Raw genomic sequence first — 12416 nt, 5'->3', positions numbered from 1 at the left:
TGTGATGCTACCGCACGGCGGAACGACGCTTATGCGTAGGCCGTCTGCACCTTTACGCCGACCTGCCGCGAGGCCAGCTCGTACAGCAGAAGTGGAAGCAGATTTACCGAATGAGCCAGGTCGCCTGTTTTCGCAGCTGACGGGTCCAGCTTGAAAGTGAAGATCATCTCCAGCAATCCGTCTTCACCGGCAAATTCCGCGAGTGTTGTCTCGTGCTCCTTCACAAAGTGAAGAAGCCCCTCCAATGCCAGATCAAAGTGCTGCTGATTGGCGCCCTGAAATAACGGAGCATGCCACACGCTCGTCTTTCGGACGGAACCTCCAACTTGTTGGCCCGCGCTCATGCAGAAGACTGGTTGTGTGGCGAGTGATTCTGTGAGGAAGTGCAGATCGCGCGATACGTGATGCACCTGAAGGCTGATGGTGAAAGGTGCCATGCGTTACCCCAGCAGTGAATCGAGAAATGCGTCGCTGTTGAACGGGAGAATGTCTTCCATCTTTTCACCCACACCTGCAAAGACCACGGGAAGCTTGAGTTCGCGCGCAATGGCGATAACGATGCCGCCTTTTGCGGTTCCATCCAATTTTGTCAGCACAATGCCAGTAACGCCTGCACTCTCAGTAAACAGGCGAGCCTGCTGCATACCGTTCTGTCCGGTCGTCGCGTCGAGCACGAGGAACACCTGATGAGGAGCGCCCGGCACCAGCTTCTGCGCGGTGCGCCGCATCTTGTCCAACTCGGCCATCAGGCCGGCCTTGTTGTGCAGGCGCCCTGCGGTATCGACAATGACGATATCCGCACCGCGCGCTTTGCCTGCAGTCAGCGAGTCATAGAGCGCGGCAGAGGGATCGCCACCCTGTTTGGTCTTGATGATGTCTACGCCGGAACGCTGTGCCCACACCTCAAGCTGCTCAATTGCCGCAGCGCGAAAAGTATCAGCTGCGCATAGGAGTGCCTTGCGTCCATGCGTGCCATACAGCGCAGCCAGCTTGCCACTGGTGGTGGTCTTGCCCGTGCCGTTCACGCCAACCATCATGATGACTTCGGGCGATTGCGCAGGATGATTCGTGGGCTGTTCCACGGAGTCGAGGATGGCGCGAAGCTCTTCCTTGAGCATCTGCTTCAGCTCGTCCGTGGTTGCCTTCTCACGGAGTGCGCGCTGACGCAGGTTTCGCATGATTTCGCTGGTCGTTGTACTGCCAATATCCGCGGTTAGAAGAACGGCTTCCAGCTCATCGAGTGTGTCCTCATCAACAGTACGGCCCAGGGCAAGAACGTTGTCCAGCCCTGCTCCTAATTGCGAGCGTGTGCGTTCCACAGCATCACGCATCTTGCCCATGAAGCTGGCGTCTTCCTCGGCTTCGCTGGCATAGCCTCCAAAGGAAAATGTGGAGGTCATGGGCTTCAGACCAAACTCGTTGCGTTGAGTATCTGCTACGCGGGCGGGAGCAGGCGTCGTCGCCTGCGGTGCCGGTATGTATTCAACGGCTTCGCTGGTAGTTGCGGAAACGGGGTCCGCCAACGCTTCGACTGGCAGAGCCTCTTCAACCTCGCTTGCGGGCAGTTCGTATGCGTTTTGCGAAGCTGCGGCTTCCGCAGGAATGGAAGGTAGTTCCTCAGCAGGCGTGGCAGATTCAGCGCTCTCGCCGGTTACGGCAGAGCGAACACGTTCAAAGAAACTTGGCTTTCTCGGCTTGTCGTCCGAGTTGAAAAGCGAAATCGGCATCCCTAACAGTCTACGACCGTTGGACGGGTTGACTAAACCGGCTCTACCAGCTTGTGCGAGATGGCGAACAGTGCCAGTTCCAGTCGTGTGGATACGCCTGTCTTATCGAACGTGTTCGAGAGATGACGCTTCACCGTCTCTTCGCTAATGGTGAACTGCTTCGCAATGTCCTTGTTAGAGCAACCTTCGACAATGCACTGCACCACTTCCAGCTCACGTGGCGTGAGGCCGAAGGTCTTCTTCTCGGGCACGGCAGATGCCTGCATCATCAGGCCATGCAGTGCCTGCAGCAGGTTCACGACGCGCTCGCCGCCGATCCAATAATCTCCGCTTGCAACGGCGCGGATCGCTTCGCTCAGATCGCCCGCAACGGAATCCTTCAACACAATGCCGCGTGCGCCAATCTGTAGGGCTTCGATGACCTGTTGCGTGGAGATTGTGCTGGTCAGCAGGATGATTTTTACCCGCGGTGACTTCGACATGATCGCGCGCATTGCCTCCAGACCAGGCAGTTTGGGCATCTGCAGGTCCAGCAGCAGGAGGTCTGGCTCATGCTCCAGGGTTTGGGTAATGGCGTCCTCGCCGTCTTCAGCCTCGGCAACCACTTCAAAGCCCGGATCCATCATCAGCATGTTCTTCACGCCAAAACGGACTACGGGATGATCGTCCGCGACTACCAGCCGGATGCTGGGTGTGCCGGAACGGGGACTCGTCTGGGAACTACCGCTCGGTGCGCTCTTCTGCAAAGTCCTGGTCTCCAACGGTTATCGCCAATGCTTTCTCTGACGGCGCTAGAACTCGCGCAAAAGAAGCTCATCCAGCATACGGCGTATGTGATTGATTTCCCGAAGAAATTCCGGAAAGACGGGGGGTGGCATCGAACTCGCCAATCCGACGTCTTCTAGCGTGGATGCTAATGTGCGCAGACGGGTGGCACCGATCATGCCGCAGGAGCCCTTCATGGCGTGGGCTTCGTTGTGGAGGGTGGTGGGGTCGTCGGCGGTGGCGGCGGCCTCCATACGGTGTACCCGCTGCTCCGCGTCGGTGAGGGCGAAGTCGTAGAGGGCACGGAGCTGGGGCATGGTCATGGCCCTCCGGATGCGCTGGAAGGTGGTCGGGTCGATGGTCTGGTCCTGTTCCAGAGTAGTTGGGGGCTTGGAGATACGGCGGACTTCGGAGGGGGCGAAGGGCTTGGTCAGGATGCCGTCGTAGCCTGGGACGTTGCCCTTGGGTGTGGCGGTCATGGCCAGCAGCATGGGCTTGTTGGGACAGGCGGAGCGCAGATGGGAGGCTAGTTCCTCCCCGCTTATACCGGGCATCTGGAGGTCGCTGAGGATGACTTCGGGTGCGATTGACGGCGCCATTGCCAGGGCTTCCTCGCCGCTGGCGGCTTCGGTTACAACCCATCCTTCGGCGGTGAGTAGGAGCGTCAGCACTTCCCGAGTGGTCTCGTCGTCGTCAATCAGGAGAAGGCGTTCCATGCAAGCACTGTACAGGGTTCTACAATCGGCTGAATCGAGTGTGATGAAGTTTTCCGTTGCCATTGCCGGTTCCTTTGCTTTCATTGCTTTTGCTTCCGTGGCTGTGATGGGGGCGGTAGGGGTGACGGCGCAGGATGGGGCTGCTCCCGAGGCGTCCGTGTCAAGCCCGGTGGATGGGACGGCTGCGCGGTGGCAGAGGGTGCTGTTGCCGCCTGCTGCTACTCCCATGGCGGAGCAGTGCGTGGTAGTGGACGCCGACCTGTATGCCCATGCCGCGCCGGGGTTGCGGGATGTGCGGCTGGTGCAGGATGGGCAGGAACTGCCGTATGCCATGGATGTGAGCTTCGACACCCGCGTGGGTGATGCTGCCGCGCCACCTACGGACGACCGCGCCCTGTATGAGCCGGTGCAGACCATACGGCTACTGCCGCAACCTGCGGCGGGTGTCGCTGGACTGCAGATGGGAGATGTGCCCGATACCTACTACAACGAGACCCTGCTCTCCGCGCATGTGCCGGTGGAACGTGTGCGGATCGTACCTGCGCCCAAGGCGGAGGCAAAGGTGGAGTTACGTGCGTCGGCCCGCATGAACCTGGGACAGGCGGAGGAGCTGCGTGCGGTGCTGACTGCAGACCATCCGGTTGTGCCGTTCACCATTGGGGCTAACCTGCAGGAGCCTGCGGACATACTGGTGCACGTGGTGGATCATGGCGGCGCGCCGCAGGCCATTGTGCTGGAGATGCGGCGGAGGGAGATCTGCTACCAGCCACGGTCCATGTCAGCGGTGCATATGCTGCTGGGTGATGCGACGGCGGTTCCACCGCGTTATGACTATGCGCTACGCTTCCGGCCCAGCGCGCAACCTCTGCTGGCTGCGATGGGGCCGATGGCGGCCAACCCGTCTTACCAGATGCCGCAGACGCCAGCGCCTGTGCTGCGGGTAAGTGCAGGAGTGCGCACCGCGGTGATGCTGGTGATTGCGCTGGGGTCGCTGGCTGTGATGGCGTTTGCCATTGTGGAGCTGCGGCGGAAGTAAGTCCGTCCTACTTCGGCGGTGCAGTGCAGCCTGTTGGATCGCGGCCGCTATCGATCGTCTCCATGGCGCTCTTCGCTACGGTCACATACTGCTCATATCCTGGCGCGTGTTCGGCCTTCTGGAGGAAGTCTTCCAGGGCTACCTTTGCCTCGGGCAGCTTGCACTGGTGCATGAGGTACTGCGCGTGGCTGAAGTAGGGTCGATAGCACTTGGGCGCGGCTACGATGGAGAGTTGCGCGAGGCGTTCCACCTCATTCCACTCGCCGCGTGCGCGTGCGCCTTCGATGGGAAGGATGTACTTCACCTTGGGTGATGTGTCCGTGTAGTGTTGGCCGGACTCGCTGTCGGAGACGATCTGTACGCCGTCAACCGCGCAGGTGTAATGGATCGTCGCGGTGTCGTTGACGGGTTTGTGGTCGTCGTCACCGCCGCGACCCTGCGCGTGGAGAAGAGGAGCGGCAAGGAAGATCAGCAGCGCAGTGGAAGCGAATCGCATGGCGCAGCAATCCTACCAGCATTCTGAAACGATTCAGAAGTGTCTTCCTACGACACCGTAAGGTGGGGTACCCCCTCCCCCTCGTTTTTCTAAAATCGTCTTTCTATTGGGGTTACGGCTGGAGTGGCTGTAAAATCGTCTGCCCATTGGGGTTAGGGGCAAAATCGTCTTTCTAAAAGAGTTAGGGCCGCGCAAATGCGCGGCCCTTTTCCTCTTTGTTTCTATTTTAGCGATTTGGCGGAAATACCATGCCAACTCTATTTCTTTTGGATTGTTGGGTTTGAATGGTATCGGGGCTTGACAGGCACTCGTGCCGTTACGACGATGTTCCCCCGCAACTTAAGTGGAAATGGCCTCGGCTTGCAAAAGGTTCTCGACTCTTTGTTTCACTTCCTCGCGAATCGTACGGACCTGTTCGATGGGGAGTCCTTTGGGATCGCGTAGTGGCCAGTCGTCACGGCGTAGCCCTGGCACGTAAGGGCACTTCTCGCCGCAGCCCATGGTGATGAGGAGATCGGCGGTGCGAGCCAGCTCCTCAGTGAGCTTTTGCGGCTGCGCGGTGCTGAGGTCGATACCGATCTCGCGCATGACTTCCAGAACCTCAGGGTGGACGTGTGTGCCGGGCTCGGTTCCTGTTGATACCGCTCGCGCTTTGGATGGGTCTGCAAGCGCATTGAAGAATGCAGCGGCCATCTGTGAGCGGCCGGCATTGTGAACACAAGCGAAAATTACAGTCTTCATTTTTCCTGTTCTCTCAGAACTAAGGGCGGGGTTTGATGGCGTAGACCTTTACGCTGGCGGCGGCCTGATTTACGTCGTAGGTGTCGAGCAGCGCAGACAAGTCATTATGCAAACTGGTGGCCGTTGGTTCAGGTGTACAGCATGCTTCCTGAACCACGGCGAACGGGTTGGACTCATTCATGGCGGGGGAGCAGCACCCGGCTTGATTTTCAACTTTCTTGTATGCGTTCAGATCGGAGCCGTTGTCGACGATTTCGACATACTCGAACCCGGCTTTCAATAGTTCTTCGCGATAGGTTTCAATGCGGATTGCTCCAGCTATACAGCCGACATACGCAGCAAGGCTTGTCGCGATAGCCTCTGGCAATTCTTTCTTGAGCGCGATATCGCTCACTGCCAAGCGGCCTCCGGGCTTAAGGATGCGTGCGATTTCGCGGAAGACTGCGGGCTTATCTGGCGCAAGGTTTAGAACGCAGTTGGAGATGACGCAATCGACCGAAGCGTCAGGCAGCGGAATGTTGTCGATGTTAGCCAAGTGGAATTCGACATTGGTGTAATCACCCTTCTCCGCATTCGACTTTGCACGTTCAATCATTGCGGCTGTCATGTCGATGCCGATGGCCTTGCCTGTTGGTCCGATCTGTTGGGAGGCGAGGAACACGTCAAGTCCACCGCCAGAGCCCAGGTCCACAACCACTTCGCCGGTTCGCAGGTTTGCAGTGGCTGTTGGGTTGCCGCAGGAGAGACCCATGTTGGCTTCTGCGGGAATGGAAGTTAGCTCTTCGGCGCTGTAACCGAAGGCTTCCGCGACGGCCTTCACGCCCGCATGGTTGCTGGAGAGGGAACTCTCTGCCACCGCGCCGTACTTTGCTTTTACCGAATCCAGAATCTCTGACATGTTCCTCATATATTTGCTAAAGCGAATATATGTATTGCATACATATTCGTCAATGCGTATATATATAACATGGCACGAAAAACGGAATTCGACATGGAGCAGTTCTTTCAGGCGTTGGGGGACAGGACGCGCCTGCGATTGCTCAACCTGATGGGGGAGCAGGAAGTCTGCGTCTGCTACTTCGTTGAAATTCTTGATGCGCCACAGCCGAAGATTTCGCGGCATCTTGCTTATCTTCGCAAGGCCGGAATTGTTTCAGCGCGACGCGAAGGTAAGTGGATGCACTATCGCATCGTGATGCCTGCGCATGTTGGTGCGACACAGATTCTTAAGCAGACACTTGCTTCATTGAAAGAAGAGAAGTCGATGCAGATGGACAAAGCGCGGCTGAGTAAGGCCTGTTGCTCTCCGGCGAAGTACGCACTGGATGGAGCGCCAATCCCTGCGTCAATTTCTGAACCGTGCTGTGAGACCTGCTAATGGCCACCGCTTCCTTTACCAATGGCCAGATCTGCGCTCCTGCAGCGCGCAAGCGGCTTTCGTTTCTGGACCGTTTTCTAACGCTATGGATTTTTCTTGCGATGGCGATTGGCGTTGCAATCGGTCACTTCATGCCGTCGTCTGCGACTTTCGTGAATGGATTCCAGAGCGGAACGACAAACATTCCTATTGCCATTGGCCTCATCGTGATGATGTTTCCGCCGTTGGCAAAGGTGCGCTACGAAAAACTTGGCGAGGTGTTTCGTAACAAACGCGTGCTTGGTCTTTCGCTGGTGCAGAACTGGCTGATTGGGCCGGTGCTGATGTTCCTGCTTGCCATTGTTTTCCTGCGTGGCGAACCGGCCTACATGCGTGGCTTGATTCTGATTGGTATTGCGCGTTGCATTGCGATGGTGCTTGTTTGGAATGAACTGGCAGAGGGCGACACAGATTATGTCGCTGGGCTTGTGGCCATTAATAGCGTCTTTCAGGTGCTGTTTTATAGCGTGTATGCGTGGATGTTCCTGACGGTTTTGCCGAAGTGGTTCGGGCTGACTGGAAGCGTTGTTTCGATTGGCATTGTCGATATTGCGAAGAGTGTTGGCCTGTATCTTGGCGTGCCGTTTGTTGCGGGGTTTCTGACACGCTTCGTGCTGATTCGAGCTAGAGGTGAGGAGTGGTATCGGACTCGCTTTGTGCCGCGCATCAGTCCGCTTACGCTTGTGGCGCTCCTTTTCACCATCCTTGTGATGTTCTCGCTTAAGGGCGACTTGATTGTGCGGCTTCCGCTGGATGTGGTGAGGATTACGATTCCGCTGGTGATTTACTTCCTCATCATGTTTGTGGTGAGCTTCTTTATGGGCAAGCAGCTTGGAGCGGATTACGCACAATCTGCCACGTTGTCGTTCACTGCGGCAGGCAACAACTTTGAGTTGGCGATTGCTGTTGCTGTGGCTGTCTTTGGTTTGAACTCGGGCGAGGCTTTTGTGGGGGTTGTTGGGCCGCTCATCGAAGTGCCCGCGCTGATTGGGTTAGTGAAGGTGGCCTTCTGGTTGCGAGGACGACTGTACGCCGCTCCGGTTCGTAAGGTGGAAGTCGGCTTGTAAGTGTTTTACCTGCATAAAGAACTGCCCTGCGCTTGGTGGCGCAGGGGCAGTTTGTTTTTACAGAAGTTATTGAGTTAGCGAAGTGCTTCGTCTACTTCGCGGTAGAAGTCTGGGGACTTTAGGATTTCGCGGGGCTTGCTGCCGTCTGCGGGGCCTACCAGGCTGTCGCGTTCCATCATGTCGATTAGGGCGGCGGCGCGACTGTATGCGTTAGAACTGCTCGTCGAGCCAGTCAAGAGCTTTGCGGTTGAACAGAGAACGGTTCTGCATTTCGCAATGGGTTCCGGCTCCTTCTGCTGACGAGAACTTGATGAGTGTCTTCGGGCAGCGCAAGGCATCGAGGAAGTATGGCGCGGAGAAACTTAGTCGATCGTCTTCGGCGGCGGTGAGAAGCGTTGGACATTGAATGTTCTCAGCTCGGCCGTCCATTGTGTAACGTTCTGCTTCGCGGAAATAGTCACGTAGATTGCTTACTCCATGAACCCAGAAACCGCGTTGCACAACCTTCCATCGAAGATCCCGGTTGTTTTGGATCATGGAATCCAAGCGTTGCATCGTGGCGTCGTCAAGAGTGCCGAGGTTTGCGGCGGCCTCGGGGGAGACGCCGAGCTTATGAATCGCAGCTTCTTTGAAACCGCCAGCGATGCTCCAGGTGCCGGGGTCTGCAATGAGGGCCGCGATGCGGGGTTCGCCGGAGGCTCCGCGAGGGGCAAGATAGCCGCCCAGACTTGCTCCGCTTAGAGCGATGCGAGTGGGATCGACGATGGGTTGCTGTATTGCAAAATCGACGACTGCTGAGATTACAGTTTCCCAATCGGGACGCAGACGCACGGCGTGTTCATAGAGCATTTCGCCCTGGCCTGGGCCGTCGAACAACAAGCAGTGATAGCCGCGACGCGACGCCGCTACGGCAGACGCGAAGTAGGTGTCTGTCACTGTCGAGTCATATCCGCCATTGAGGATGATGAGCGGTCGCACTTCGTTTGCGCGGCCTTCCGCTGGCACCAGATACGCGGGCATCGAGATCGATTCGAAAGGAATGCGGAGGGGCAGAATGGCTGGTTCGAACAGAGCTAGACCACTGTTCATACTTTCGATTTGTTTGCGGAAAGCGTGGATGAGGCGAGGATCAACCGGCTCGCCGTAGAGTGGGTGATACGAAGCTGCGTAGAAGGAGCTGGCACGCAGGAAAAGATCGCGCGCGCTCTGTTTATGTCCATGCGCCAGTGTGTCTGCTGCCTGCTGTGCGAGACGGTCTGCTGCCTGTAGCCAGGCTGTGTAGTAGGCTGCGTCGTCGCCGCTGCCGATGGCATCAGCTACCGCTTTGACTTCTCCGTAATCTGCGCCGCCGTACGGGATATAAGCCAACGGCCATGTTCCAAAGCTGTCATGAAGTTCGTCTTGAAACAGCATTCGATTCCCCTGAGTTGTTCGGATCGCCCCATAGTACATCCCGTTGCGAGATGGAGAGTTTTAATTGCGGAAGGGAATTCGAGGAACCTGTTCTCATCGCTTTCTTCCATGAGCAAACAAAACAGCCCTGCGCTTGGCGCAGGGCTGTTTGTTTTGCAGATGCTTGTTGAGTTAGCGGAGGGCTTCGTCTACTTCGCGGTAGAAGTCTGGGGATTTTAGGATTTCGCGGGGTTTGCTGCCGTCTGCTGGGCCTACCAGGCCGTCGCGTTCCATCATGTCGATTAGGGCGGCGGCTCGGCCGTAGCCTATGCGTAGGCGGCGTTGCAGTAGCGATGTGCTTGCTTTGCCGAATTCGAAGACGAGGCGGACTGCGTCGTCGAAGAGTTCGTCCTGGTCGTTGTTGCCTTCGCCGTCGAAGAGGCTGTTGCCCTTGTCGTCTTTGGGGCCTTCGAGGAAGCCTTCTGCGTATTCGGCTTCGCCCTGCTGCTTCCAGAACTCGACCACGTCGGAGATTTCCTTCTCGGTAACGAAGGGTGCGTGGACGCGCTGGAGGCGTGATGTGCCGGGCGGCAGGAAGAGCATGTCGCCGCGGCCGAGGAGCGATTCCGCGCCGTTGCTGTCGATGATGGTGCGGCTGTCGACTTTCGTCGCCAAGCGGAAGGACATACGTGTGGGGACGTTGGCCTTGATGAGGCCGGTGATGACGTCGACGCTGGGGCGCTGTGTGGCGAGTACGAGATGGATGCCGACGGCGCGGGCCATCTGCGCGAGGCGGGTGATGGACTCTTCGACGTTGGCCTTGTCGAGCATCATGAGGTCGGCGAGCTCGTCGATGATGATCATGATGTAGGGCAGGGGCTGCTGCTCTTCGCCGTCTTCGTTGAAGAGCTGGCCGCTGTCGAAGAGTTTGTTGTACTGGTCGAGGTTGCGGACATGGCGCGATGCGAGGAGTTTTAGGCGGCGCTCCATTTCGCGGACGGCGTTGCGGAGTGCGTTGGCGGCGAGTTTGGGCTCGGTGATGATGGGCGTGAAGAGGTGCGGGATGCCCTCGTACATGCCGAGTTCGACGCGCTTGGGATCGACGAGGATCATGCGGACTTCTTCGGGTGTGGCCTTGAAGAGGACGCTCATGATCATGGCGTTGATGGCGACCGATTTACCGGAGCCGGTTGAGCCTGCGATGAGGACGTGGGGCATGGCCGCGAGGTTGGCGGTGACGATGCGACCGTTGATGTCCTTGCCCATGGCCATTTCGACCTTGGAGCGGGAGTTGGCGAAGCCTTCGGATTCGACGACGTCGCGGAGCCAGATGGTTTCGCGGTCGCTGTTGGGGACCTGGATGCCGACTGTGGATTTGCCGGGCATGCGTTCGATGAGAACGGACTCGGCGGCCATGGCGAGGCAGAGGTCGTCGGCGAGGCCGGTGACGCGGGAGTATTTGACGCCGGCGTCGGGACGGAACTCGAAGGTGGTGACGACGGGGCCGGGGTTGATCTGGGTGACCTGGCCGTCGACGCCGAATTCGCCGCACTTTTCAACGAGGACGCGGGCTTCTTCGCGCAGGGCTTCTTCGCGGACGGCGGCGTGCTTGTTGTCGTGGTGCAGCAGCGACGACGGCGGCAGCTTGTAGCCGTGGACGGATTTGGCGGTGAGCGTGACGGTCTTGATGGACTCGTCGGCGCGCTTGCCGAAGGAGATCTTGTCTTCCGGCGGAGCGGGCGGTGCAGGGGGTTCCATGCGAACGGCTGCCGGAGCAGGGAAGGGAACGACTTCGGCGGTGCGCGGGCGCTGCTGTTCTCCGCGGCTGTTCATCCAGTCGAAGGGCTGGTCGTCCTGCGCGCTGGGTGCGGATTGATGCCAGTTGGCGAAGTTTTCCTGTGCGGGTGCGGCTTCGAGCAGGCTGCCGTTGAGCGGAGCGTCGATGCCGGTGACTTCGGCCTGGAGTGCTTCGTCGGCTTCCTGCTGCAGGTGGTGAGGCAGTGGCGCGAATTCGGGGTCGGGTGCTGCGTCGACGTTGGTGCGCGGCATCTTGGACCACATGGTGCGGGAGGCGGGCATGTCGTCGATGACTTCGGCGTCGGGACGGATGCCCTTGCGCCAGAGGCTCCACTTGGCGAAGAGGCTGGTGATGAGCGAGCCGCCGCTGGCGGCGCGTTGGGCTGCGGCTGCGGCCTTGGCGTCGATGGCGTCCTGCCGGGCGATTTCGCGTTCGCGGCGGGTTTCCAGCTTGTTGGCGGCGCGTGCGGCTTTCAGGTCGCCACGGTCGCCGCGCCATGCGAGATAGCGCTCGCGGAGGCGGCCGAAGATGCCGAGGCGCTGGCCTGCCCAGTCCTGCGCGGTGTTGAAGGTGAAGGTGGTGGAGAGATAGAGGCTGAGAAGAACGAGCAGGCCCACGACGACGCAAGCGCCGGGGTAGTTGAGCAGGCCGACGATGAAGCCGGAGAGGACGCGGCCGAGTGCGCCTTCGATGGGTAGAGCGCCGCGCCACAGCAGGTGCATGGGCAGGAGTGCGAAGGCAGTGGGTGCGGCGAGGATCCAGAGGACGAGGCCGATGGTCTTGGCGGCGGGGGAGCCCTGCGCCTGCGAACGTATCCAGCAGATGCCCAGACGACCGAGCATGAGGGGGAAGACGAAGGCGGCGATACCGAGGATCTGCAGGAGGAGGTCGCTCAGGAGCGCACCGATGCGTCCGACCCAGTTGTGGACGGGACGGAGGGCGGTGGCTCCGCTGAATCCGCCGACGGTGTTGAGGGAGGGGTCGTCGGGGGTGTAGCTGACCAGCGAAAGTATCAGCAGTACAGCAGTTGCCAGCAGCAGCAGGCCGAGGACTTCGTTCAGCCGACGGCTGCGGGTGGGGGTCATCTCCAGGCGGAGCGGCTTCATAGGCAGCAAATCTCCTGCGAACCTTTCCCTGTACGCGGAAGTGCGGACACGGAGGGTATCATGCCCGATTCTCTACTGGCGGGGAGCGGAAAGGGGGCGCAATCTGGGGGAGGAACCCGCGTGGGCAACCCGCGCGGCAGCAGATGGCTCCTAAG

12 protein-coding genes and 1 pseudogene are annotated in these 12416 nt (G+C 59.0%); 3 read left to right on the top strand and 10 right to left on the bottom strand.

From position 1 onward, the window contains the following. Nucleotides 1-29: 29 nt before the first annotated feature. The 4 genes from M504_RS08215 to M504_RS22635 form a co-directional block, all read right to left on the bottom strand. Nucleotides 30-437: a hypothetical protein gene (locus M504_RS08215; RefSeq protein WP_047490007.1), complete on the bottom strand. Its 408-nt coding sequence runs from the start codon at nt 435-437 to the stop codon at nt 30-32. Nucleotides 438-440: 3 nt separating this feature from the next. Continuing rightward, the gene (gene ftsY, locus M504_RS08210; protein WP_369792907.1) at nt 441-1340 is read right to left on the bottom strand and encodes a signal recognition particle-docking protein FtsY; all 900 of its coding nucleotides are present in this window, start codon (nt 1338-1340) and stop codon (nt 441-443) included. A 419-nt stretch (nt 1341-1759) separates the two neighbouring features. Next, on the bottom strand, nt 1760-2473 hold the full coding sequence (locus M504_RS08205; protein ID WP_047490004.1) for a response regulator transcription factor: 714 nt from the start codon (nt 2471-2473) through the stop codon (nt 1760-1762). A 45-nt stretch (nt 2474-2518) separates the two neighbouring features. Beyond that, the gene (locus M504_RS22635; RefSeq protein WP_047490000.1) at nt 2519-3271 is read right to left on the bottom strand and encodes a response regulator; all 753 of its coding nucleotides are present in this window, start codon (nt 3269-3271) and stop codon (nt 2519-2521) included. Between M504_RS22635 and M504_RS22290 the strand changes: the two genes are divergently transcribed. Then, nucleotides 3252-4244: a hypothetical protein gene (locus M504_RS22290; RefSeq protein ID WP_047489995.1), complete on the top strand. Its 993-nt coding sequence runs from the start codon at nt 3252-3254 to the stop codon at nt 4242-4244. The genes M504_RS22635 and M504_RS22290 overlap by 20 nt on opposite strands. A 7-nt stretch (nt 4245-4251) precedes the next feature. Here M504_RS22290 and M504_RS08190 read toward each other — a convergent pair whose 3' ends face one another. The 3 genes from M504_RS08190 to arsM form a co-directional block, all read right to left on the bottom strand. Then, complete coding sequence (locus tag M504_RS08190) at nt 4252-4740, bottom strand: hypothetical protein (RefSeq protein WP_047489992.1); 489 nt, start codon at nt 4738-4740, stop codon at nt 4252-4254. A 339-nt stretch (nt 4741-5079) separates the two neighbouring features. Next, nucleotides 5080-5481: an arsenate reductase ArsC gene (locus tag M504_RS08185; protein ID WP_047489988.1), complete on the bottom strand. Its 402-nt coding sequence runs from the start codon at nt 5479-5481 to the stop codon at nt 5080-5082. A gap of 19 nt (nt 5482-5500) precedes the next feature. Further along, nucleotides 5501-6379, bottom strand: coding sequence for an arsenite methyltransferase (arsM, locus tag M504_RS08180; RefSeq protein WP_047489985.1), 879 nt, complete (start codon nt 6377-6379; stop codon nt 5501-5503). A gap of 69 nt (nt 6380-6448) precedes the next feature. On the opposite strand from arsM, the gene M504_RS08175 reads away from it, so the two are divergent. Together M504_RS08175 and arsB are read left to right on the top strand one after the other, a co-directional pair. Further along, nucleotides 6449-6859: a metalloregulator ArsR/SmtB family transcription factor gene (locus M504_RS08175; RefSeq protein WP_047489983.1), complete on the top strand. Its 411-nt coding sequence runs from the start codon at nt 6449-6451 to the stop codon at nt 6857-6859. Beyond that, on the top strand, nt 6859-7965 hold the full coding sequence (arsB, locus tag M504_RS08170) for an ACR3 family arsenite efflux transporter (RefSeq protein WP_047489980.1): 1107 nt from the start codon (nt 6859-6861) through the stop codon (nt 7963-7965). Before M504_RS08175 ends, arsB begins: the two co-directional genes overlap by 1 nt. Nucleotides 7966-8039: 74 nt before the next feature. On the opposite strand, the pseudogene M504_RS22720 reads toward arsB, so the two are convergent. The 3 genes and pseudogenes from M504_RS22720 to M504_RS08160 form a co-directional block, all read right to left on the bottom strand. Further along, nucleotides 8040-8171: pseudogene (locus M504_RS22720) on the bottom strand (DNA translocase FtsK); the annotation flags it as partial. A 4-nt stretch (nt 8172-8175) separates the two neighbouring features. After that, a complete protein-coding gene (locus tag M504_RS08165) occupies nt 8176-9378 on the bottom strand; it encodes a S9 family peptidase (RefSeq protein WP_047489977.1) in 1203 nt (400 codons plus the stop codon). Nucleotides 9379-9549: 171 nt separating this feature from the next. Beyond that, nucleotides 9550-12261: a DNA translocase FtsK gene (locus M504_RS08160; protein ID WP_047489975.1), complete on the bottom strand. Its 2712-nt coding sequence runs from the start codon at nt 12259-12261 to the stop codon at nt 9550-9552. Nucleotides 12262-12416: the final 155 nt, after the last annotated feature.

It is taken from the genome of Terriglobus sp. TAA 43, from assembly GCF_000800015.1.
Lineage (GTDB): Bacteria > Acidobacteriota > Terriglobia > Terriglobales > Acidobacteriaceae > Terriglobus.
The sequence above is the reverse complement of the archived record's forward strand: the minus strand, read 5'-3'. Positions and strand labels throughout refer to the sequence as shown.

Coding starts and splice junctions, on each gene's coding strand:
- M504_RS08185 (WP_047489988.1), bottom strand. CDS start 5,481: ATGAAGACTGTAATTTTCGCTTGTGTTCACAATGCCGGCCGCTCACAG.
- M504_RS22635 (WP_047490000.1), bottom strand. CDS start 3,271: ATGGCAACGGAAAACTTCATCACACTCGATTCAGCCGATTGTAGAACC.
- M504_RS08175 (WP_047489983.1), top strand. CDS start 6,449: ATGGCACGAAAAACGGAATTCGACATGGAGCAGTTCTTTCAGGCGTTG.
- arsM (WP_047489985.1), bottom strand. CDS start 6,379: ATGTCAGAGATTCTGGATTCGGTAAAAGCAAAGTACGGCGCGGTGGCA.
- M504_RS08165 (WP_047489977.1), bottom strand. CDS start 9,378: ATGCTGTTTCAAGACGAACTTCATGACAGCTTTGGAACATGGCCGTTG.
- arsB (WP_047489980.1), top strand. CDS start 6,859: ATGGCCACCGCTTCCTTTACCAATGGCCAGATCTGCGCTCCTGCAGCG.
- M504_RS22290 (WP_047489995.1), top strand. CDS start 3,252: ATGAAGTTTTCCGTTGCCATTGCCGGTTCCTTTGCTTTCATTGCTTTT.
- M504_RS08160 (WP_047489975.1), bottom strand. CDS start 12,261: ATGAAGCCGCTCCGCCTGGAGATGACCCCCACCCGCAGCCGTCGGCTG.
- ftsY (WP_369792907.1), bottom strand. CDS start 1,340: ATGGGCAAGATGCGTGATGCTGTGGAACGCACACGCTCGCAATTAGGA.
- M504_RS08215 (WP_047490007.1), bottom strand. CDS start 437: ATGGCACCTTTCACCATCAGCCTTCAGGTGCATCACGTATCGCGCGAT.
- M504_RS08190 (WP_047489992.1), bottom strand. CDS start 4,740: ATGCGATTCGCTTCCACTGCGCTGCTGATCTTCCTTGCCGCTCCTCTT.